General features: G+C 68.0%; 24 protein-coding genes. 17 read left to right on the forward strand and 7 right to left on the reverse strand.

All coding sequences use genetic code 11. The features are described from left to right. The first annotated feature begins 38 nt into the window (after positions 1–38). Positions 39–641, forward strand: a complete 603-nt coding sequence (locus ABT313_RS18030; RefSeq protein ID WP_350854457.1) for a pentapeptide repeat-containing protein — start codon at positions 39–41, stop codon at positions 639–641. Between the two features lie 62 nt (positions 642–703). Here ABT313_RS18030 and ABT313_RS18035 read toward each other — a convergent pair whose 3' ends face one another. Next, complete coding sequence (locus ABT313_RS18035) at positions 704–1354, reverse strand: VanZ family protein (RefSeq protein ID WP_350854460.1); 651 nt, start codon at positions 1352–1354, stop codon at positions 704–706. Positions 1355–1683: 329 nt separating this feature from the next. Here ABT313_RS18035 and ABT313_RS18040 point away from each other — a divergent pair, with 329 nt between their 5' ends. The 3 genes from ABT313_RS18040 to ABT313_RS18050 are packed head-to-tail and all read left to right on the forward strand — an operon-like array spanning position 1684 to position 3942. After that, positions 1684–2100: a hypothetical protein gene (locus tag ABT313_RS18040; RefSeq protein ID WP_350854463.1), complete on the forward strand. Its 417-nt coding sequence runs from the start codon at positions 1684–1686 to the stop codon at positions 2098–2100. Between the two features lies 1 nt (position 2101). Next, entirely contained in the window at positions 2102–3319 is a 1218-nt protein-coding gene (locus ABT313_RS18045) for a sensor histidine kinase (RefSeq protein WP_350854466.1), read from the forward strand. Beyond that, positions 3316–3942, forward strand: coding sequence for a response regulator (locus tag ABT313_RS18050; RefSeq protein ID WP_350854470.1), 627 nt, complete (start codon positions 3316–3318; stop codon positions 3940–3942). The genes ABT313_RS18045 and ABT313_RS18050 overlap by 4 nt, the downstream gene beginning before the upstream one ends. Here ABT313_RS18050 and ABT313_RS18055 read toward each other — a convergent pair. The 3 genes from ABT313_RS18055 to ABT313_RS18065 all read right to left on the reverse strand — a co-directional run bounded on the left by ABT313_RS18055 (position 3939) and on the right by ABT313_RS18065 (position 7114). Next, positions 3939–4550 (reverse strand): FMN-binding negative transcriptional regulator, encoded by a 612-nt coding sequence (locus tag ABT313_RS18055; RefSeq protein WP_350854472.1) that lies wholly within the window; start codon positions 4548–4550, stop codon positions 3939–3941. The two genes, ABT313_RS18050 and ABT313_RS18055, sit on opposite strands and share 4 nt — an antisense overlap. A 69-nt stretch (positions 4551–4619) precedes the next feature. Continuing rightward, a complete protein-coding gene (locus tag ABT313_RS18060; protein WP_350854475.1) occupies positions 4620–5258 on the reverse strand; it encodes an SDR family NAD(P)-dependent oxidoreductase in 639 nt (212 codons plus the stop codon). A gap of 77 nt (positions 5259–5335) precedes the next feature. Beyond that, on the reverse strand, positions 5336–7114 hold the full coding sequence (locus ABT313_RS18065) for a glycoside hydrolase family 127 protein (RefSeq protein ID WP_350854478.1): 1779 nt from the start codon (positions 7112–7114) through the stop codon (positions 5336–5338). A 160-nt stretch (positions 7115–7274) separates the two neighbouring features. Here ABT313_RS18065 and ABT313_RS18070 point away from each other — a divergent pair, with 160 nt between their 5' ends. From ABT313_RS18070 to ABT313_RS18095, 6 genes are read left to right on the forward strand one after another with little or no spacing between them, the layout of a single operon-like run. Continuing rightward, positions 7275–8315 (forward strand): LacI family DNA-binding transcriptional regulator, encoded by a 1041-nt coding sequence (locus ABT313_RS18070; protein WP_350854480.1) that lies wholly within the window; start codon positions 7275–7277, stop codon positions 8313–8315. Further along, the gene (locus tag ABT313_RS18075) at positions 8312–9238 is read left to right on the forward strand and encodes an ABC transporter permease (protein WP_350854483.1); all 927 of its coding nucleotides are present in this window, start codon (positions 8312–8314) and stop codon (positions 9236–9238) included. Before ABT313_RS18070 ends, ABT313_RS18075 begins: the two co-directional genes overlap by 4 nt. Further along, the gene (locus ABT313_RS18080; protein WP_350854486.1) at positions 9238–10104 is read left to right on the forward strand and encodes an ABC transporter permease; all 867 of its coding nucleotides are present in this window, start codon (positions 9238–9240) and stop codon (positions 10102–10104) included. The genes ABT313_RS18075 and ABT313_RS18080 overlap by 1 nt, the downstream gene beginning before the upstream one ends. 28 nt (positions 10105–10132) lie before the next feature. Continuing rightward, positions 10133–11644: an ABC transporter substrate-binding protein gene (locus ABT313_RS18085; protein WP_350854488.1), complete on the forward strand. Its 1512-nt coding sequence runs from the start codon at positions 10133–10135 to the stop codon at positions 11642–11644. Between the two features lie 53 nt (positions 11645–11697). Then, positions 11698–12672, forward strand: coding sequence for an ABC transporter ATP-binding protein (locus ABT313_RS18090; RefSeq protein WP_350854491.1), 975 nt, complete (start codon positions 11698–11700; stop codon positions 12670–12672). Continuing rightward, positions 12665–13408, forward strand: a complete 744-nt coding sequence (locus ABT313_RS18095) for an ABC transporter ATP-binding protein (RefSeq protein ID WP_350854494.1) — start codon at positions 12665–12667, stop codon at positions 13406–13408. The genes ABT313_RS18090 and ABT313_RS18095 overlap by 8 nt, the downstream gene beginning before the upstream one ends. Here ABT313_RS18095 and ABT313_RS18100 read toward each other — a convergent pair. Together ABT313_RS18100 and ABT313_RS18105 are read right to left on the reverse strand one after the other, a co-directional pair. After that, positions 13405–14184 carry an LLM class flavin-dependent oxidoreductase gene (locus ABT313_RS18100; RefSeq protein WP_350854496.1) on the reverse strand — a complete coding sequence of 260 codons (780 nt, stop codon included), beginning with the start codon at positions 14182–14184 and terminating at the stop codon, positions 13405–13407. The genes ABT313_RS18095 and ABT313_RS18100 overlap by 4 nt on opposite strands. Positions 14185–14213: 29 nt before the next feature. Beyond that, positions 14214–14765: a TetR/AcrR family transcriptional regulator gene (locus tag ABT313_RS18105; RefSeq protein ID WP_350854499.1), complete on the reverse strand. Its 552-nt coding sequence runs from the start codon at positions 14763–14765 to the stop codon at positions 14214–14216. Between the two features lie 54 nt (positions 14766–14819). Here ABT313_RS18105 and ABT313_RS18110 point away from each other — a divergent pair, with 54 nt between their 5' ends. From ABT313_RS18110 to ABT313_RS18140, 7 genes are read left to right on the forward strand one after another with little or no spacing between them, the layout of a single operon-like run. Beyond that, positions 14820–15212 carry a nuclear transport factor 2 family protein gene (locus tag ABT313_RS18110; protein ID WP_350854502.1) on the forward strand — a complete coding sequence of 131 codons (393 nt, stop codon included), beginning with the start codon at positions 14820–14822 and terminating at the stop codon, positions 15210–15212. A 38-nt stretch (positions 15213–15250) separates the two neighbouring features. Then, positions 15251–15940, forward strand: a complete 690-nt coding sequence (locus ABT313_RS18115; protein ID WP_350854505.1) for a VOC family protein — start codon at positions 15251–15253, stop codon at positions 15938–15940. A gap of 10 nt (positions 15941–15950) precedes the next feature. Continuing rightward, a complete protein-coding gene (locus tag ABT313_RS18120; RefSeq protein ID WP_350854508.1) occupies positions 15951–16427 on the forward strand; it encodes an NUDIX hydrolase in 477 nt (158 codons plus the stop codon). 56 nt (positions 16428–16483) lie between these two features. Beyond that, on the forward strand, positions 16484–17005 hold the full coding sequence (locus tag ABT313_RS18125) for a DinB family protein (RefSeq protein WP_350854511.1): 522 nt from the start codon (positions 16484–16486) through the stop codon (positions 17003–17005). 9 nt (positions 17006–17014) lie between these two features. Continuing rightward, positions 17015–17743 (forward strand): NUDIX hydrolase, encoded by a 729-nt coding sequence (locus ABT313_RS18130; RefSeq protein WP_350854514.1) that lies wholly within the window; start codon positions 17015–17017, stop codon positions 17741–17743. Between the two features lie 42 nt (positions 17744–17785). Further along, positions 17786–18343, forward strand: a complete 558-nt coding sequence (locus ABT313_RS18135) for a dihydrofolate reductase family protein (RefSeq protein WP_350854517.1) — start codon at positions 17786–17788, stop codon at positions 18341–18343. Next, entirely contained in the window at positions 18340–18768 is a 429-nt protein-coding gene (locus tag ABT313_RS18140; protein ID WP_350854519.1) for a hypothetical protein, read from the forward strand. Before ABT313_RS18135 ends, ABT313_RS18140 begins: the two co-directional genes overlap by 4 nt. Here ABT313_RS18140 and ABT313_RS18145 read toward each other — a convergent pair. After that, positions 18765–19457 (reverse strand): nucleotidyltransferase domain-containing protein, encoded by a 693-nt coding sequence (locus tag ABT313_RS18145; protein WP_502883999.1) that lies wholly within the window; start codon positions 19455–19457, stop codon positions 18765–18767. The two genes, ABT313_RS18140 and ABT313_RS18145, sit on opposite strands and share 4 nt — an antisense overlap. Positions 19458–19482 lie beyond the last annotated feature (25 nt).

Here is a 19482-nt window from a genome sequence, read left to right on the forward strand (position 1 = left end):
GCATGACAGGGTGAAGGCCCGACAAGTGAGGGAGAGTCATGGCTGACCGACGCCGAGGCGTGCCGACCGAGTCGACGATCCGGGACTGGGACGACGCGGATCCGTCCGGACAGACCTACCGGCGGGTGCTGTTCGTCGACTCCGATCTCACCGAGGTGGACAACCGCGCCGGGGTGTTCGAGGAGTGCACGTTCCGCGGGGTCCGGTTCAACGCCTCGACGCACACCGACGCCGCGTTCGTGAACTGCACGTTCGTCCGGTGCTCGCTGTTCGACACGACGTTCACCCGCTGCAAGATGGTCGGCAGCTTCTTCGACGACTGCACCTACAACCTGCTGAAGGTGAACGGCGGGGACTGGTCGTTCACCGCACTCCCGGGCGCGGATCTGAAGGGGACGGAGTTCAGCGGCGCGAAGTTCCGCGAGGCGGAGCTGACCGGGATCCGGGCGGCGAAGGCGTCGCTGCGGGATCTGGACCTGTCCGGAGCCAGCCTCCAGCGGGCCGATCTGACCGGCGCCGACCTGCGCGGATCCGATCTGTCGACCCTCGATCCACTGACCGTGACACTCCGGGACGCACGGGTCGACATGACCCAGGCGATGGTCGTCGCCGCCTCGCTTGGGCTGGATGTCCGGCCCTAGCCTGTGGATATCCCCAGGTAATCACGCGGTCATGCACCGTTCTATCCACAGCCTGTGGATAACTATCCGGATAACTGTGTATTCGTTCTGTGATATCTGACCGGCGCGCCCGGCCGGTTCACCGGGACCAGGGTGCCGCGCCGATGCCGGGCCGGGCGCCGCGATTGTCGTACGACGAGGAGCCCGGCATGCTCGACGACGTACTGCGGGGTGGCGACCAGGTAGCGGCTCCGGGTCAGGCTCTGCAGACCGGCGGCGAGGCTGACTCCGCAGACGGCGCCGATCGAGTTCGCGATCAGGTCGTGCAGCTGGCAGGAGCGGCCGAGTTGCGGGATCAGCGCCTGGACCGCCTCGACCGCGGCCGACATCCCGACTCCGGCAGCGATGCCGTCGCCCGGGCGGCCGCTGGCCAGCGTGAGCATGCCCGCGGCCGGGACGAACAGCAGGATGTTGAGCAGACCCTGGAGCGAGGTGAGCCCGCCGGTCGTGGTCAGGTGGGTGCCGCACTCGCCGATCTGGCCGAGGCGGTGCGGGGTCGGGCTGAGCGTCGCCGCGATGATCAGCGCGAACGCGGCCGGCATACAGAACGCGGCCAGCCGGGGGATCAGGGCGCCCGGACGGCGCAGTGCGGAAATGGCGATCGGCAGGGTCATGCCGGTGAGCACGAGCCAGGTGTCCAACAGGTGCGGGATACCGCGATAAGTCTCGAGCACGCGTCCGGACCCTCCCGTGGTCGACGGCCTGCCTCGAACCTTCTCCTCGTCGATGTCGTTGCCTGACTCGACAATCTGCCGACCGGTCACACGACCGCCAGAGGTGTCCGGACATCTGCACGCAGCCGCAAACTCTCCGTGACAGTCCGTGCACAAACTGACACGGAAGAAAGGTGCTCGGGGCAACGATCATGTGCCTGTCCCGGGCAGTCTGAGGGGTGGGATCAACCGATCGGTGGAGGGAGGTCGGCCCGGGTGGGCGATGTGGGGGACGGGGGGTTCGCGGGAGAGTCGGGGTATCGAGATCGACCCTGAAACGGAGACCGAAGATGACCACCACCCCGGTGAACGTCGACCACCCGCGGAGCGCGGCCGCGTTGCGGAGCGTGCAACTGCTGGTGGCGAGTTACCTCGCGATCAGCGTGCTGACCCTGATCGCCATCATTGCCCTACGCAACCACTCGTCGATGGTGAACGACGCGGTCTGGACCCGCGGCACGATCGTCGTCGGCAGTGCGGCACTGACCTTCCTGTTCGCCCGCAGCGCGGCACGCGGCTCGCGGCGCGGGTACCTCCGGCTCCGGATCGTGTCGGCGGTGATGCTGGTCGCGATCGTCGTGATCATCTCGCTGCCGGGCCCGTTCCCGCTCTGGATGAAGGGCGAGCAGGCCGTCTGCGGACTCCTGCTGCTCGGCGTCACCCTGCTGGTGAACGGCAAGCACCTGCGCTCGGTGTTCACTAACTGACATGAGCGAGCAAGCCTGGCCGGTGCGGTTGACGGTGGTGCCGTATGTGCTGCTCGCGTGCATCACGGCCGTCACCATCGTGATCAAGCGCGAACAGCCCGGGTCGCTGGCCGTGGACCTGGTGCTGTGCGCGCTGATCGCGTTGTGGACGCTCGGCATGTTCACGCTCCGCCCGGCCTGGCGGACCCGGACCCGGCCGATGGGGATCTTCATCGCCGGGTTCGTCCTGTTGCTCGCCGTCCTCGTGGTCCGCGATCCGTGGTTCGGGTTCCTCACGCCGGCCGGGTACTTCTACACCTTCATCCTGCTGTCGTGGCCCGTGGAACTGATCGGGATCGGGTCTGTGGCGGTCATCGCCGGCTGGGCGCAGTCGTACGACATCCCCAAGACCGAAGTGCTCGGCCTGCTCGGTTGCGCCGCCGTCATCGGGGTGAACGTGGCCGGGATGTGTCTGGCCGCGTGGCTCGGCCGGCGCGGCGACGTACTCAGCCAGCAGCGGCAGGACGCGGTCGACGCGCTGACCGTGACCAACCGCCGCCTCGAGGCGACGCTCGCCGAGAACGTGGACCTCCACGAGCAGCTCCTGACCCAGGCCCGCGAGGCCGGCGTCATCGACGAGCGGCAGCGGATGGCCCGCGAGATCCACGACACGCTCGCGCAGGGTCTGACCGGGATCGTCACCCAGCTCCAGGCCGCCGAGCACGCCGACGACTGGCGGCGGCACGTGTCGACCGCGGTCGGCCTGGCCCGCGAGAGCCTGACCGAGGCTCGGCGCTCGGTGCATGCGCTGCGTCCACAGCCGCTGCAGTCGGCGACGTTGAGCGAGGCGATCGCGGACGTCGTACGGCGGTGGTCGGCGCTGCACGGCACCGACGTACGGCTGACCACGACCGGCACGCCGCGGGTGATGACCCCCGAGGCGGAATCGACTCTGCTCCGCGCGACCCAGGAGGCGCTCGTGAACGTGGCGAAGTACGCGCAGGCGACGCGGGTGGGTGTGACCCTGTCGTACATGGCGAAGGAGGTCGCGCTCGACGTCCGCGACGACGGCGTCGGGTTCGATCCGTCCCGCAGTACGTCGTCGGAGGCCGGCGGGTTCGGGCTGGTCGCGATGCGCCAGCGGGTCGAGGCGCTGAACGGGACGCTGTCGGTCGAGTCGGAGCCGGGTCTCGGTACGGCGATCTCCGCGACCGTGCCGATCTCGGGAGCGTCGGCATGATCCGGTTGCTGATCGCAGACGACCACCCCGTGGTCCGGGACGGGCTGAGCGCGATGTTCGCGGCCGAGCCCGGGTTCGAGGTCGTCGGCCAGGCGGGCGACGGCGCCGAGGCGATCCAGCTGGCAGAGTCGGCGCGGCCGGACGTGATCCTGATGGATCTGCAGATGCCCGGCGTGAACGGGCTGGCCGCGATCAGCCGGCTCACAGAGCTCGGCGTGACGGCCCGGGTCCTCGTGCTCACGACGTACGACACCGACGGGTACGTCGTACCCGCGATCGAGGCGGGCGCCACCGGCTACCTGCTCAAGGACGCACCGCGCGACGAGCTCATCCGCGCGGTCCGCGCCGCCGCGGACGGGACGTCCGTGCTCGCGCCGTCGGTGGCGAACACGTTGATGAACCACGTTCGTACACCGTCCACGCCGGACATCGTCAGCCCGCGCGAACTCGAGGTCGTCGAGCTGGTCGCCGCCGGCAACACGAACCGCGAGATCGCTGCCCACCTGTTCATCAGCGAGGCGACGGTCAAGACCCACCTGCTCAACATCTACGCCAAACTTGGCGTACCGGACCGCGCGTCCGCGGTCGCCGAGGCCTTCAGACGAGGCCTGCTCAAGGGCTAGGGCCGATAGCGGGTGACCGCGTCGGCGGTGGGGTCTTCGCCGGCCTCGTGCAGGCCGTCGATCACGCCGTCGATGTCGGCGGCCGGGCGGTTCTGGCTGAGTTTGAACTTGGCCTCGATCCGGTGGATCGCGATCTCGACGCCGACGATCGCCCGCAGTTGCCCCTGCACGTACTTCTCCGGCGCATCGTCGACCGACCACGGTTCGGCCCGGCCGCGCTCGTGCAAGTCGGACAACCGGCGTACGACGTCCTCGACCCAGGCCGCGTCGTCGTGCACGGTCAGCCCGCCGTACACATGCGCCGTGACGTAGTTCCAGGTCGGTACGACGCGACCGTGCTCCTGCTTGGACGCGTACCAGGCCGGTGACACGTAGGCATTCGGGCCGCGCATGATCACCAGCGCGTCGCCGATCGCCTCGCGCTGCCAGTGATCGTTGTTGCGGGCAACGTGGCCGAGCAGCACGTTCCGTTCGCGGTCGTAGATGAACGGCAGCATGGTCGCCACCAGCCCGTCCGCCGTCATCGTGATCAGATCGGCGGCGCCGTGGTTGGCCAGCAGCTCCTGTACGGCGTCGTCGTCCGGGGCAAAGTGCTTGGGAACATACACAGCACCAGTCTCCTCATCGCCCGCGGTGAACGGCAGATCCAATCGGGCCGGCCTTTCACCAGGCCAAGTTCAGATGACGATCTCCTGGATCCAGTCGGCGGGTGCCTGCTGGTGGAGGCGCCAGTAGTGGCTCGCGATCTCGTCGGGCTCCCACCCGGTGCCCGGTCCGACGCCGCCGCTGACGGTGACACTCGCTGCGTGAACGCCGGCCGCGCCGTACTGCTGGTGGAGGAGGGTGACGAGCGCGCGGACACCGGCCTTGCCCAGTGAGAGGCTCGCGTAGTCAGGCTTCGGTTGCGGCATCCCGCCGGTGATCAAGAAGGACCCGCTGCCACGCTCGGCCATCGCGGGGGCGAGGTGGGCAGCGGTGGTGATCGCGCCGACCACGTTCACGGCCCAGGCGTCACGGTGCTGCTGCGCGGTGAGGTCGCCGATCCGGTCCGACCGGATGAGGGCTGCGTTGTAGACGACGACCTCCGGTACGCCGTACGCCGCGACAACCCGATCGAGAGCCGACCGCAGACCGACCTCGTCGGTCACGTCGGCGGTCAACGGCAGTACGTCGGCGCCCGCGAGCTCGTCCGCGACAGCCTTCACCGTCGACTCGGAACGCGCGATCAGACCGGCACTCATTCCTTCCCGGACGAATCGCTTGGCCACCGCGAGACCGATCCCGGGTCCGACTCCCACCACGACAGCTCCAGCCATACTCCCGAGGGTAAAGGTGACGCGTCACCGACGTGGCAGGAGGGTCCCGGCTCGCTTGGCCGTCGGAGGTGAAGTTGTCAGCTTGTAGGTATCCAGACGCGCATCGGGTGCAGTCCCCGGTTCGCCCAGGCGTAGTAGGGGATGAGAGTCAGCTGGGTGCTGTGCAGAGTGGTGACACCGCCGAGCAGCTCGGTGCGAGCAGTGGTGATTGCCGCTGCTGGGTCGAGGCGGAGGTCCTCCAGTACGACGCCGGACTGCTGGTCTGGTTGCTCCAGCGCATAGACCAGTGGTCCGCGCGCCACGGCGACACAACCACGGGTGGAGTCGACGCGGTCGTTCGAGGTCAGCAGTCGCGGCGGCAGCGGTAGCTGCAGCGCTACCTGGTCGCCTGGTTGGAAGACACGACGTACGCGGGCGTAGTCCCCGGCTACGACCGGCCTATTGTCGACGGTTGCATCGGTCGCCCACTCGGGGATGCGCAGCGCCAGCTCGACTTCAGCGGCAGGTGCCTCTCGGACAGTCACCGTGACGCGCCCGTCCCACGGGTAGTCGGTCTCGACGTCTACCGCCAGCGATCCGGCCCGCAGCGTGCTCACGGCGTACTGCTGGATCTGCAGGCCGTCCGCGGTACCAGTGGCGAGGTACGACGGCAGGCTGGCCAGGGTGCGCATCACATTGGGTGGACAGCACGCACAGTTGAACCACGGCTGTCGTCCGTACGCCGGTGCGCGCTGCACGTCACCACGCGCACCGGTCCGGCGGTGCAGCGTGTTCACGTAGAAGTAGTCCGCGTCCTCGAGCGACACGGCCGGCAGGATCGCGTTGTAGAGCAGCAGTTCGATCTGGTCGGCGTACGACGGGTCACCGGTTGCCAGCAGCAATCGCCAGGCCCACTGCAGTACGCCGATCGCCGCGCAGGTCTCGGCGTACGCACGGTCCGGTGGGAGCTCGTAGTCCTCGCCGAACGCTTCACCGTCCCACCGCGACCCGACCGCACCGGTCACGTGCTGCTTGCGCCGCCGCAGGTTGTCGTACTGCCGGAGTACTGCGTCCAGGAGCTCCTCGTCGTTGGTCTCGATCGCTACGTCGGTGGCACCGGTGGCGAAGTACACCGCGCGTACGGCGTGGCCCTCCAGCGTGTCGGCGTCGCGGACGGGGACGCGGTCCGAGTAGTGCGCCGGGTCACCGTAGTGGGAGGGATCGAAGCCTGGCTTGGTCGCCTTGCCGTGGCCACGGGCGTCGACGAAGTACTTCGCCAGGTCCAGGTAGCGATGGTTGCCGGTCTCGCGGTAGAGCTCGACCAGCGCGGACTCGATGACCGGATGGCCTTCGAGTTCGGTGCGCCCCGACGGCCCGAAGGTGTCAGCGAGATGGTCGGCGAACCTCGTGGCTACCTTGAGGAGCGCGGTGTCGCCGGTGGCTCTCGTTGCAGCGACCGCTGCCTGGAACAGGTGGCCGGTGCAGTAGAGCTCGTGGCTGTTCCAGAGATGGGTGTACGGCTCCTCACCGCGGACCTGGATGGCGGAGTTGAGGTAGCCGTCGTCTCGCTGTGCCGCGCTGATCGTCCGGATCAGGTCAACGAACGGTTGCGAACCGTCCCAGGCCGCGGCCTCCAGCCACTTGTAGACATCGGAGTCGCGGAAGCTGGCGCCCTGCGCGTCGCCGCTCGCCTCGCCGGCGGCGATCCGCAGGTTCGCGAGGTTCCCGGCAGCCTCGAGTCGCTCGCGGCCGAGCGGGATCGCGGCGCGATTGGCGGCCATCCGGCCGGCCCAGAACCCGCCCGTCACCTGGGCCTCGGACACCGGGCGCAACGTCACGGCGGCGGCCGCGGTCGGTACCGCAGGGGATGGCTGCATGCCGGGACGCTAACCGCGCACCGAGCGCGAACACCAGGTGCTAATGGGGATTAGCTGCTAATACCCAGCTAATCAAAGCCACCTCTTGACACCTGCTCGAAACGCTGGCGAAACTTCCGGAACCGCTGTGGTAGGGCGTATTAGCAGGAAGGAAACCACGTTGAGCCGCACCCCGGCCAAGAGACCCACGCAGGCCGACATCGCCCGGCTCGCCGGGGTCAGCCAGGCGACCGTCTCGCTGGTGCTCAACGAGCGCGCCGCGAGTATCCGGATCAGCCCGGCGACCCGCGAGCGGGTGCTGACAGTGATGCGCGAGTGGGGGTATGTCGCAAACGCCTCGGCCCGCTCGCTGGCCGGCGGCCGGAACAAGATCATCGGCGTCTACACGTTCGAGCCGGTGTTCCCGACCAGCGGCGTGGACTTCTACTTCCCGTTCCTGCTCGGCATGGAGCAGGAGGCAGCCGACCTCGGCTACGACCTGCTCCTGTTCACCAGCGCCGGCGGCGAGCGGCAGATCTTCCGGGACGGCTCGACCCGGCTCTGGCACGCGGACGGCGCGCTGCTGCTCGGCCGCGACCCCAACGTCGAGGAGATCGAGCGGCTCCGCGACTCCGGCTACCCGTTCGTGTACGTCGGCCACCGCGAGGTGTCGGGTCCGCCGGTGTCGTACGTCGCGGCCGACTACGCGGGTGCGACCAAGCAACTCACCGAGCGGCTGTTCGAGCTGGGCCACCGGCGGGTGGCGTACGCACGTATCGGCAACGGGGGCGCGCAGCCGAGCCGTGATCGCGAGGGCGGGTTCCGCCAGGCGACGCCGCACCAGCATCTCGCCGGACCGGTCTGGACGCTCGACTCCGTTGCAGAGGTGGACGGCCTGGTCGAGGAGCTGCAGCGCGGCGGCATCACCGCAGTGCTCGCCGAGCAACAACTGCTGGCCGAAGAGCTGCTGGTGTGTGCGACTCGGCGCGGTCTGACCATCCCGGACGACCTCAGTGTCGTTGAGCTCGGTGATTCGACCGGTGCGCGCCATGACGGCACTCGGTGGACCGGCCTGATTGTGCCGCGCGAACAGATGGGTCGTCAGGCGATGGGCCTACTGGTGCAGTTGCTGGAGGCACCTGACTCCGGTGCGCGCAGCGAGAGCGTCCGGTGCGGGTTCGCGCCCGGTGCGACGGTCGGACCTCCCAAGGAGCTTCCATGATTCGCGTTGTGGTCAAGCGGCTGCTGATCGGCGTCCTGGTGATGTGGGGCGCGGCGTCGCTGATCTTCCTCATCGTTCGGGTCGCACCAGGTGACCCTGTCTCGATCCTGCTCGGTCCGGACGCGACACAGGACCAGGTCAAGGAGCTGAGCGCGTCACTCGGCCTGCAACGTCCGCTGGCGATCCAGTACGTCGACTACCTCGGTCACGCCGTACGGCTCGACTTTGGCGACTCGTACCGGCTCGGGCACCCGGCGATGTCCGAAGTACTCGAGCGGCTGCCTGCGACGGCGGAGCTGATGCTGGCGTCCACTCTGATCGCAGTGGTGCTCGGTCTGACGCTGGGACTGCTGGCGGGTGGCCGACCGGGCAGTGTGGTCGACCGCGTGGTGTCTGCGTCGGCGATCGCGCTGCAGTCGTTCCCGACGTTCTGGATCGGGATCATGCTGATCCTGGTCTTCGCGCTCGCGTTGCGACTGCTGCCGAGCTCTGGTTCGGGCACTCCGCAGCATCTGATCCTGCCCGCCGTCACCATGGCGCTTCCGTTCACGGCGATCGTCGCGCGGCTGACCCGGACCAGCGTGGCCGAGACCCTGCGCGAGCCGTACATCCAGACCGCGAAGTCGAAGGGCCTCACCGATCGCCAGGTCCTGCTCGGGCACGCGCTGCGCAACTCACTGCTGCCCGTCGTCACGATCGTCGGGCTGCACATGGGCGGTCTGATGGGCGGAGCGGTGATCGTCGAGAACGTGTTCTCCTGGCCGGGCCTCGGCTCGCTCGTAGTCGACTCGGTGACGAACCGCGACTACGAGGTCGTCCAGGCCGCGACGTTCGTGATCGCCGGCATCGTGATGCTCTTCAACCTCGCTGCCGACCTCGTCTACTCCCAACTCGATCCGCGCATCCGCTTGGAGGGCAGCTGATGGCCACGCTCGCGGTGATCCGCCCGCTCGCCGTCCGCCGGGTCGGCACCTGGCTCGGCAAGATCCCTTACGCCGTCCTCGCGATCTACGCGCTGGTCGCCGCGCTCGGCCCGCTGGTGATCGACTACAACCCGATCCGCACCTCGCTCGACGACCGGCTACTCAAGCCCGGTTCGCACCTGTCCACCGGCGGTACGGCGTGGCTCGGCACCGACGGCCTCGGTCGCGACGTCCTCGCCCAGGTCGTGTACGGCGCCCGGACGTCGATCCTGATCGGGATCGCGACCGTGGTCGTCTCCTGCGTCGTCGGCGTCACGATCGGCACCGTCGCCGGGTACTTCCGCGGCTGGCTCGACACGTTCCTTGCTCGGGGCATCGACATCCTGCTCGCGTTCCCGGCGATCCTGCTCACGATCGTGATCGCCGGCGCGTTCGAGCGCAGCGTGCCGGTGGTCGTGATCGCACTCGCCGCGACCGCGTGGATCTCGTTCGCCCGGGTGACCCGCAGCGTCTCGCTCTCGTTGCGGGAACGCGCGTGGGTCGACGCGGCCCGGGTGCTGGGCGTCGGTCGTACGTCGATCCTGCTGCGCCACGTCGTACCGTTCACGCTCGGTCCGGTGGTCGCACTGGCCACACTCGAGTTCGCGCTCGTCGTCCTCGCCGAGGCCGGACTGAGCTTCCTCGGGATCGGGCTGCCGCCGTCGGCGGTGTCCTGGGGACAAACCATTGCCAATGGCAAGCAGTACCTCGACAGCGCGTGGTGGATCTCGGCCCTGCCCGGGTTCGCCCTGTCGCTGCTGATCGTCAACATCGGCATTCTCGGTGACCAGCTCACCGCCCGTTACGGACGCGGACATCTGAACTGATGACGCGTCAGAAGGCAGGAGAAACCTCATGATCCCTCTGACACGGCGGGCGGCACTGACACTCGGGGTCGCCGCCACGATGGCCCTCACCGCCTGCTCCAGCGCCACCACCGGCGGCAGTTCGGGTTCCGGCGGCGGTGAGGTGGTGATCGCCGGCACCTATCCGGTCGACAGCATCGATCCCGGCGGCCCGCAGGGCGGCGGCACCGGACCGCAGATGGTCGAGCAGCAGATCTTCAGCCGGCTGGTCCGGACCAAGACCGACGGTTCGGTCGAGGGGGACCTGGCGACCTCCTGGAAGTCCGATGCCACCGCTCGCACGTGGACCTTCACGTTGCGGAAGGGCGTCAAGTTCAGCGACGGCAAGGAGTTGAAGGCCGCCGACGTGGCCGACTCCTTCAAGCGGTTCATCGACCTCAAGGGCACGAACGCGGCGAACTTCCCCGATTACACGATGACCGCGCCGTCCGACGACACCGTCGTCCTCACCGCGACCAAGCCGGACGCCGCGATCCCGCGCAAGCTCGCGGTGTTCTTCGTCCTGCCGTCGGGTGTCGGCCCGAACGACACCGCGTTCTTCGACAAACCGGTCGGGACCGGGCCGTTCAAACTCGACAAGTTCAGCCCGAACGAGATCGTCCTGGTGCCGAACCCGCAGTACTACGGCGGCGCGCCGAAGGTCACCAAGGTGACGATCAAGAAGATGCCCGAGCTCGCGGCCCGGCTGACCGCGCTGCGCACCGGCGAGGCGGACGTGGTCTGGGGGATCCCGGACGATCAGCTGCCCGAGGTGCAGAAGGACTCGACGCTGAACGTGCAGATCGTGCAGAGCTCGGCCGTCTACACGATGTGGTTCAACTCGTCGACGCCGGCTTTGAAGGACGCCGCCGTCCGGCGTGCGTTGTGGGAGGCGGTCGACTTCCCGACGATCATCAAGAAGCTGTACCCGCAGACAGGCTCGCTGTCGGACTCGGTGGTGTCGAAGCAGACGCTCGGGTACGTCGCGCAGACACCGGTCAAGTACGACCCGGTGGCGGCGAAGGCTGCGCTGACGGCAGCCGGCTTCGACTTCGGCACCAAGCTGCGGCTCCAGTTCGCGAACGCGGAGTTCCAGCAGTTCAACCAGGCGGTCGTCTCGGACCTGCAGAAGATCGGCGTCCAGGTCGACCTGCTGCAGAAGGAGCAGGCGGTCTTCACCAAGGACCTGCTGGCGCTGAACTGGGACATCAACTTCCAGCAACTGTCGAACCCGATGCTCGACGCCGCGAACACCGTCGGCCGCCTCTACCCGTGCGCGGCCAAGCGCAACGGTTACTGCAACCCCGCGCTCGACAAGCTGATCTCGCAGGCAGCGGCCAGCACCGACGAGCAGGAGCGGGTCAAGCTGTACGGCGAGGCCGAGAAGATCATCTGGGACGACGCGGTCGGCATGTTCCCGATGGCCGTGAAGTACGCCTACGCGTGGAACAAGCGCCTCAGCGGCTTCACCCCGGACCCGAACGGCCTGCCCGACTTCTCCAAGCTCCAGGTCAACTCTTGAGCCCCGCCAGGCCCACCGCGCCCTTGCGGGGCGCGGCGGTAGGCGACGCGACGGTGCCGGAGCCGTTGCTCCGGTCGTCCGGGCTCGTCGTCGAACTGCCGGGTCGATCCGCCGCGGTGCGGATCGTCGACGGCGTCTCCTTCGACATCCCCGTGGCAACCACGGTCGGGCTGATCGGCGAGTCCGGCTCGGGCAAGACGATGACCGCGAACGCGTTGATCGGTCTGCTGCCCGACGGTGCCGCGGTCTCGGGCTCGCTGTCGTGGCTCGGGGAGGAGTTGCTGACGGCAACTGCTACCCGGCGCCGGGAACTGCGCGGGCACGAGATCGCGATGATCTTCCAGGACCCGCTCGCCGCGTTGAACCCGACCCAGACCATCGGCCGCCAGGTCGGCGAGATCCTGCGCCGCTCCGGTCAGTCCCGGTCCGCGGTTCGCGAGCGGGTCGTGGAATTGCTCGACCGTGCCGGGATACCTTCGCCGGCCGAGAAGCTCGGCAGCTTCCCGCACGAGTTCTCCGGGGGGATGCGCCAGCGCGCCGTCATCGCGATGGCGCTCGCGGGGAGTCCGTCGCTGCTGCTCGCCGACGAGCCGACGACCGCGCTGGACGTGACGGTACAGGCGCGCATCCTCCGGCTGCTGCGGTCGATCCAGGAGGACGCCGGCCTGTCGATGCTGCTCGTCAGCCACGACCTGCGGGTGATGGCACACGTCGCTCACCAGGTCGTGGTGATGTACGCCGGGCGCGTGGCCGAGCGCGGCCCGACGTCCGACGTACTGCGTCAGCCCGCCCATCCGTACACGCGGGCCTTGGTCGACAGCGTTCCCGCCGTACGGACGAAGACCGCGCTGGCGCATCCCTTGCCCGGCACTCCGGCCACGCCTGCGAATCGACCGGCCGGGTGTGCGTTTCACCCACGCTGCCCGTTGGCGCGGGAGCGGTGCCGGACCGAGCAGCCGACGCTGCGCGAGGTTGTGCCCGGGCGTTGGACCGCGTGTCACTTCGCTGAGGAGGTGCTCGATGCTTGAGGTTCGGGATCTGCGGGTCACGTTCGGGCCGCGCCGGAAGCCGTTCGTCGCGGTGGACGGCGTCAGCCTCACCGTCGGCGCCAACGAGACGGTCGGCCTGGTGGGGGAGTCTGGCTCGGGCAAGACCACCGTGGCCCGCTCGATCGTCGGGCTGGTCCGGCCGACATCGGGTTCGATTTCTTATGACGGACGCCCAGTGCCACCCGGCACGAGCCGGCCCGGAGAGCTGCAGCGCGCGATCCAGATGGTGTTCCAGGACCCGCGCTCGTCGCTGAACCCGCGGATGACCGTCGCGTTGATCATCGGCGAGGCGTGGCGCACCCATCCCTCAGCGGCCGGTGATCTTGACCAACTCCTCGCGGACGTCGGCCTCGATCCGTCGGTTGCCGGTCAGCGAGCCGGCCAGCTCTCTGGGGGTCAGTGCCAACGTGTCAGCCTGGCTCGCGCATTGGCGGTCAAGCCGCGGCTGCTGGTCTGCGACGAGGCGGTGTCTGCGCTGGACGTCTCCGTTCAGGCGCAGATCCTTCGCCTGCTCGACGATCTGCGGCAACGGCACAACCTGTCGATGCTGTTCATCTCCCACGACCTCGGCGTCGTCCACCAGATCGCGGATCGGATCGCCGTCATGCGTCGCGGCGTACTTGTCGAGGAAGGACCGGCCACCGACGTACTGAGTTTGCCGCAGCACGAGTACACCCAGAGCCTGCTGGACGCGGCGCTCGAGCTGAACAGCTAGCCGCGGAGTTCGGCCGCCTCGTCGTAGTCGCGGCGCCAGTCGCCGGTGGGCGGCAGGATGATGCGCTCCACGCCGGCGGCCTCGTATTCGGCCAGTCGTTCGGCGGGGTTGCCGTCGAGCTGGGGCGCGACCACGGTCGCCTTCAGTTGCTTGCCGTCGGCAAGTTCGTTGATGCTCTGCAGATTCTTGCGGACCTCGTCCGGCGTCGCCGCGATCGTCGCCCAGCCGTCGGCGTACCGGGCCGCTCGCCGATGGGCGCGTGGACCGTTGCCGGCGACAAAGATCGGCGGCACCGGTGAGCCGGGGGACAGCGTCACCTCGAGATCGTCTTCGATGGTCGCGGGCTTGCCGGCGATCAGATCCCGCAGTACGGCGAGCGCCTCGTCAGTCAGCCGGCCACGCTCCGAGTAGTCCACGCCGGCGGCCCGCCAGCCGATGTCGCCGTGCGCCGGATTCCCTGTGCCGACACCGAGAACGAGCCGGTTGTTCGACATCAGCTGCAGCGTGTTGATCTGCTTCGCCGCCCACGCGACCGGCCTGAGTGCCAGCAGCATCACGTTGTACCCGACCGTGATCCGCTCGGTCACCGCGGCCGCCGTCGCGAGTACGACGGAGCTGTCCAGCATCGGCGCACTCGCGACCAGATGATCCGTCGACCACACCGAGTCCAGCCCGACGCTCTCGGCGTACCTGGCGCTGTCCCGGACATCGCCGAGGATCGGGCGCTCGGGATCCGGCGTCGACGTCGGAAGGATGACTCCGATCTCAAGGCTCATACCTCGGGCCAACCCCGGCCCGGACGGCCCTATTCCTTGGTCAACGAATGGACCGCGGGCTTGAGCAACTCGACAATTTTGTCCGGGTCCGCGTCGGCCAGGTGGTCCAGCTTGAGTAGATGCCGCCCGAGCACCACACCGATCAGTACGGCACTCACTACGTCGGCACGGAGCTCGCCGTCGGCGCCGTGGATCGCCTTGCTGATGTTGCTCCCGCGGACATGTGGATTGCCACGGACCTCGTCGGCGGCGTCGGGATGGGTCAGCATCGAGCGCAGTACGGCGAGCGACGCGACCGGCTCCTCGATCAACGACTGCCGGAGCCGCTCGAGCAGTTGCTCGGCGACCTCCTCGGGCGTGCCGTCGACCAACGGCCGGCTCTCGGTCTCGGCCGCCCGGGCGAACAGCTGTTGCTTGCTGCCGAAGTAGTGCATCACCAGGCCCGGATCGACCTGCGCTGCGGCGGCCACCGCGCGGATCGTCGTCCGGTCGAACCCGGTCTCGGCGAACAGCCTGCGTGCCTCGGTCAGGATCCGCTCCTGCGTCTCGGCGCGGCGGCGGTCGCGGGTGGTCTCGTTCACCGAATTCATTCTACAGGTGTTGAATCTCTGTGGATTTCGTTCTACGGTCGTTGAATGACTCCTGAGGAAGTACTTGAACTGCGCCGCCAGTACCTGATCGATCGCGACTTCGAGTCGTTCGCCGAACTCTTCGCGGAGGACGGCGTCATCGAGATGCCGTTCGCCCTTCAAGGCGTGCCCGACCGTCTGGTCGGCCGCGAGGCGATCCGCGAGTTCTCACTCAAGGCCGGCACCCGTGCCGTCGAGATCACCGACCTCCGCACGGTCCAGCTCCACCGGACCACCGACCCCGAGGTGGTGATCCTCGAACTGGTCACCGAGGCGCGCCACACCACGACCGACACACCGTTCCAGGCCACCTGCATCCAGGTCTTCCGGATCCAGGACGGCAAGATCAAACTCTTCCGCGACTACGTGGGCGCCCACTCCGTTCCTGATCTGAGCTGACGGTTGCGCCGGCCGGGCTTCTCGGGTGGGGTGAAGGAGTGCTGACGATTCGGAACGTGGTGTTCGCGTGCCCGGGGAACACACCGGAGAGCTACGACCGTGGGGCTCGGCCGGTCGCGCGGTTCTACGCGGACCTGCTCGGGATGGAGATCGTGCGCGAGGACTGGATCATCGTCGGGAGCTCGGCGTCCTCCCTGTACCTCGGGTTCGGTGACGGGCCGATCGATTACGAGCCGCCGGGGTGGCCCGATGGTGCGCAGCAGATGCATCTCGACATCGCCGTACCCTCGCTTGATGCTCCGCCTGGGGCTCAGCTGCTGCGGGACAACGGCTCGTGGCAGGTGTACGCCGATCCGATCGGGCATCCGTTCTGTTTGTATCCGGAGCCGGTCGATCGCGCGGAGATCCGGCGTATCGTCATCGACTGCCCTGATCCGCAGGCCCTTGCTGGGTTTTACAGCACGCTGCTTGACCGGCCTTCGCGCTTGCTCGACACGCCGTCCCGGGTGGTTCTCGCTGGGGTGCCTGAGCTGGCGTTCCAGCAGAGTGCGTCGCCGGCTCCACGGTGGCCCGATCCGGCGTACCCGCAGCAGGTGCATCTGGATCTGCTGACTGACGACGTACCGGGTGCGCGGGCTCACGCTCTGGCTGTCGGCGCCGAGGCTCTTTGGAGCGGTGAGTATCACCACGTGTATGCCGACCCGGCCGGTCATCCTTTCTGCATCTAGAGTCGCGTGGATGAGCAGACGACTGGCCGCGTACGCCGTGTGTATCTCGGACGGGCGAGTATTGCTGGCGCGGTATGTCTCGCCGTACGGCGACGGCACCTGGTGGACGCTGCCCGGCGGCGGGGTCGAGCCGGGTGAAGACCCGTTCGACACCGTGGTCCGCGAGGTCGCGGAGGAGACCGGCTGCACGGCCGTCGTCGAGCGCCTGCTCGGGGTCGACTCGCGGATCATCCCGGCCGCCGAGCGCAACCACCCAGGCCCCGAGGACCACCAGAACATCGGCATCTACTACGCAGCCCGCATCACCGCCGGCACCCTCCGCCCAGAACCCAACGGCGAAACCGCCGAATCCGTCTGGACTCCACTGTCAGATGTCCCCACCCTCCACCGCGCCGCTCTGGTAGACACTGGCATCACCCTCGCCCAGACCCGACCCCCGACCGGCCACGTCCCACCCGCCGCCCTCACCGACGTCGTCCGCCCTTGACCGTCCGGCCACAACACCTCCTGTCGATCTGCAGCCGCCTGAGGCATCGAACAGGTATGAGCGACATCGTGATCGAGAAGATCGTCCGCCCGGAGCGGACATTGTCGGGTACCTGGCTGGAAGTGATCGCCTCGAACCTCGACTACCACCGCGCCACGTTCCTGTGGAAATGCGAGGGCCTCACGGATGCCCAACTCCGCCACCGCGCGGTCCCGCCCTCGGACCTGACCCTGCTGTCCCTCATGCGCCACCTACAGGGCGTCGAACGCTACTGGCTACAGCACCGCCTGGCCGGCACCACCCCGCAGTACTTCCCGTACCGAACCAACCCCGACACCGACTGGTTCGACGAGTCAGACCCGACCCCCGCCGCCACCGTGTACGCCGACTACCTCGCCGCCTGCGCCGACTCCAGGTCCGTCTTCCCACCCCGCAACCTCACCCGCCCCATCCCCAACCCCGAATTCGGCACCACCGACCCCCACTTCATCCTCACCCACGTAATAGAGGAATACGCCCGCCACCTAGGCCACGCCGACCTCCTCCGAGAGTCCCTGGACGGCACCACCGGCGAATAACTTGGGCTGGTGATCCGCCTGACCGCCGAATCCGCGACCCTCACCGAGGCCCAGGCCCTGAAGGTCCAGCACCACCTGCTCGAGTTCATCCCCACCACGCACTGCACCATCTACCGCGGCCCGGGCGTCGTCATCGAAGTACCCGACCACGACCCTGACGAGCTCGCCCCAGGCATCCTCCACCGCATCGAGGAGCTCGCAGCCTGCACATTCAGAGTCGAACCAGCGCCGGACGCCACCTCGCCGGCAGCGATGGAATACTCGGCGGCCATGTATGAGCTCCCGGTGGAGAACACCGATGGGTCGGTGCTGCTGAGTTTCGACCGACTCGTTGAAGAGCAGCTCGGCGGGCTGGATCCCTCGGTGCCGTTGACCGCATCCCTTGTCGTGCTCTGGTGTGGGCATGAGTGCCTGATGGTCTTCAACCGGTATCGCCAGGCGTGGGAGCTCCCCGGCGGCATGCTCGACCCGGGCGAGTCACCGCGCGACGCCGCCGTACGCGAACTGGAAGAGGAGAGCGGCCAGCGCGCCGACGAGCTCGAGCTGGTCGGGGTCGCGAAGATCCGGGTCGCGCCTGACGACCGGCTCGAGTACCTCGCGATCTACCGCGGCCGGATCGACTCGCCACAACCCTTCACCGCCAACGACGAGATGTCCGACGCCGTCTGGTGGAGCCCGAGCGAGCCGCTGACCGACCTGTTCCCGATCGACGCCGCGCTTGCAATCCTGTGCCCGTAGAAGGTTCTGCAGGTCCGCTGTCGCTCCGAAGGAGAACCACAGATGCCCGACTCGCGGAAAGTTGTCGCCGGCTACTTCTTGTCGCTTGACGGAGTCGCCGAGGCTCCCGACAAGTTCCTCACGGGCTGGGACGACGAGACGGACGCCAGCGGCCAGCGACTCATCGAAACCCAGGACGTGGTCCTCCTCGGCCACCGCACGTACGACGAATGGGCCGGCTTCTGGCCGACCAGCGACATCGAGCCCTTCGCATCCTTCATCAACGCCACCCCCAAGTACGTCGCAACCTCGACGCCGCTCAACGCCGAATGGTCCAACTCCGAGCCCATCGAAGGCGACCTACTCGACTTCGTCCGCAACCTGAAGTCCGAGCCCGGCGACGACATCGGCATCCACGGCAGCATCTCCCTCACCCGAGCCCTCCTCACCGCCGGCCTGGTCGACGAACTCCGCCTGGTAGTCATGCCAACAATCGTCGGCACCGGCCAACAACTCTTCGCCGGCCTACCTGCCATCCGCCTAGAAACCCTCCACTCCACCCAAACCCCCACCGGCCACCTCCTCACCACCTACCGCGTAATTCACCAGCCCTCGACATGACAACTTTCATCCTCGGCACCAGCCCCACCCACGCCGACGCGGCGCACGAATCCCGCCTGATCCTGCGAACCCTGCAAGGCGACACGGCCCACTACGAGACCGACATACCGCTGCCATCCCCGAACTGGCCGCCAAACGTCACCTCCGCCGCCAACATCCTTCGCGACGTCGCAACTCGAACAGGTCGAATCGAACCCGGCGGCTACGCCCAAACCGGCGTCATCGCCTACGCCGACGACCAGGTCTGGTCGGCCTTCGTCGACTTCGCACCCTGGGCGTACGACGCCACCGTCTGGAACTCCGCCGGCGACGACATCGTGTCCCTGGCCGACGAGGGCCAGTCGATCGTCATCCGCGTCAACCGTCAGCAGTACGACGCGATCACCGGCGCGCTGGGCGCCGGCCGACTCCACAAAGCCAGCTAACGCGGGATTTGTTGCAGCCAGGGGTGCTCGGTATCGGTGCGGCGGATCATTCCGCGAAGCCAGGTCTGCTTGTCTTCGGTGAGTAGCGGCCACACCAGACGAAAGTCCCTCTCGTCCTTGGTACGCCGCTTTCGAGCCTTGAACAGCAAGACGATCTCAGGGTTCAGATAGCGGATTCCATCGTCCGCAACCCAGGTGACTTCGTCGATCCGGCCGGCATGGTCCGGGATGAACTTGTTCGTCCAAAGGCCGTCGCGGTCGGGAGTCAGCGGTAGATCGAGCACCCATGGAGCGTCGCCGTGCTTCCGTACCCACAGCTGACTCGACGGGTGAAAGACATCAGGATGCTTCGGGGTCAGTGGCCGCATCTCCACCCCGGCCAAAGTCCACAGATGCCACCGCTCGCCGACGTAAGCACGCAGCGAAGGCACATCGCACGCCAGGATCGACACATCCACGTCGTCGTGCTGCCGATCGACTCCGGTGAAGGCGTCGATCGCCCACCCGCCGACAATCCACCACGGACGGCCGAACCCCGCCATGAACGCCGCCGCACCAGCCAGATCGAACGGCTCCCAGCGGCCGTAGAGATGCGCCCAGTACTCCCGCTCCTCAGCCTCCGCCGCTGTCCGCATCACCGGCTCGGGAGGGACCGCCGGCGAAACCCGCGGCGCACCTGGCTCGCTCATGCCCGCCACAGTGCTCGCCGCTCGC

It is taken from the genome of Kribbella sp. NPDC000426 (assembly GCF_040300265.1).
Taxonomy (GTDB): domain Bacteria; phylum Actinomycetota; class Actinomycetes; order Propionibacteriales; family Kribbellaceae; genus Kribbella.

Excerpts from the sequence above, each read along its gene's own strand:
- ABT313_RS18110 (WP_350854502.1), top strand. The coding sequence starts at position 14,820 with ATGACTCCTGAGGAAGTACTTGAACTGCGCCGCCAGTACCTGATCGAT.
- ABT313_RS18075 (WP_350854483.1), top strand. The coding sequence starts at position 8,312 with ATGATTCGCGTTGTGGTCAAGCGGCTGCTGATCGGCGTCCTGGTGATG.
- ABT313_RS18080 (WP_350854486.1), top strand. The coding sequence starts at position 9,238 with ATGGCCACGCTCGCGGTGATCCGCCCGCTCGCCGTCCGCCGGGTCGGC.
- ABT313_RS18135 (WP_350854517.1), top strand. The coding sequence starts at position 17,786 with ATGCCCGACTCGCGGAAAGTTGTCGCCGGCTACTTCTTGTCGCTTGAC.
- ABT313_RS18060 (WP_350854475.1), bottom strand. The coding sequence starts at position 5,258 with ATGGCTGGAGCTGTCGTGGTGGGAGTCGGACCCGGGATCGGTCTCGCG.
- ABT313_RS18065 (WP_350854478.1), bottom strand. The coding sequence starts at position 7,114 with ATGCAGCCATCCCCTGCGGTACCGACCGCGGCCGCCGCCGTGACGTTG.
- ABT313_RS18120 (WP_350854508.1), top strand. The coding sequence starts at position 15,951 with ATGAGCAGACGACTGGCCGCGTACGCCGTGTGTATCTCGGACGGGCGA.
- ABT313_RS18050 (WP_350854470.1), top strand. The coding sequence starts at position 3,316 with ATGATCCGGTTGCTGATCGCAGACGACCACCCCGTGGTCCGGGACGGG.
- ABT313_RS18100 (WP_350854496.1), bottom strand. The coding sequence starts at position 14,184 with ATGAGCCTTGAGATCGGAGTCATCCTTCCGACGTCGACGCCGGATCCC.
- ABT313_RS18095 (WP_350854494.1), top strand. The coding sequence starts at position 12,665 with ATGCTTGAGGTTCGGGATCTGCGGGTCACGTTCGGGCCGCGCCGGAAG.
- ABT313_RS18145 (WP_502883999.1), bottom strand. The coding sequence starts at position 19,457 with ATGAGCGAGCCAGGTGCGCCGCGGGTTTCGCCGGCGGTCCCTCCCGAG.
- ABT313_RS18140 (WP_350854519.1), top strand. The coding sequence starts at position 18,340 with ATGACAACTTTCATCCTCGGCACCAGCCCCACCCACGCCGACGCGGCG.
- ABT313_RS18045 (WP_350854466.1), top strand. The coding sequence starts at position 2,102 with ATGAGCGAGCAAGCCTGGCCGGTGCGGTTGACGGTGGTGCCGTATGTG.
- ABT313_RS18125 (WP_350854511.1), top strand. The coding sequence starts at position 16,484 with ATGAGCGACATCGTGATCGAGAAGATCGTCCGCCCGGAGCGGACATTG.
- ABT313_RS18085 (WP_350854488.1), top strand. The coding sequence starts at position 10,133 with ATGATCCCTCTGACACGGCGGGCGGCACTGACACTCGGGGTCGCCGCC.
- ABT313_RS18030 (WP_350854457.1), top strand. The coding sequence starts at position 39 with ATGGCTGACCGACGCCGAGGCGTGCCGACCGAGTCGACGATCCGGGAC.
- ABT313_RS18040 (WP_350854463.1), top strand. The coding sequence starts at position 1,684 with ATGACCACCACCCCGGTGAACGTCGACCACCCGCGGAGCGCGGCCGCG.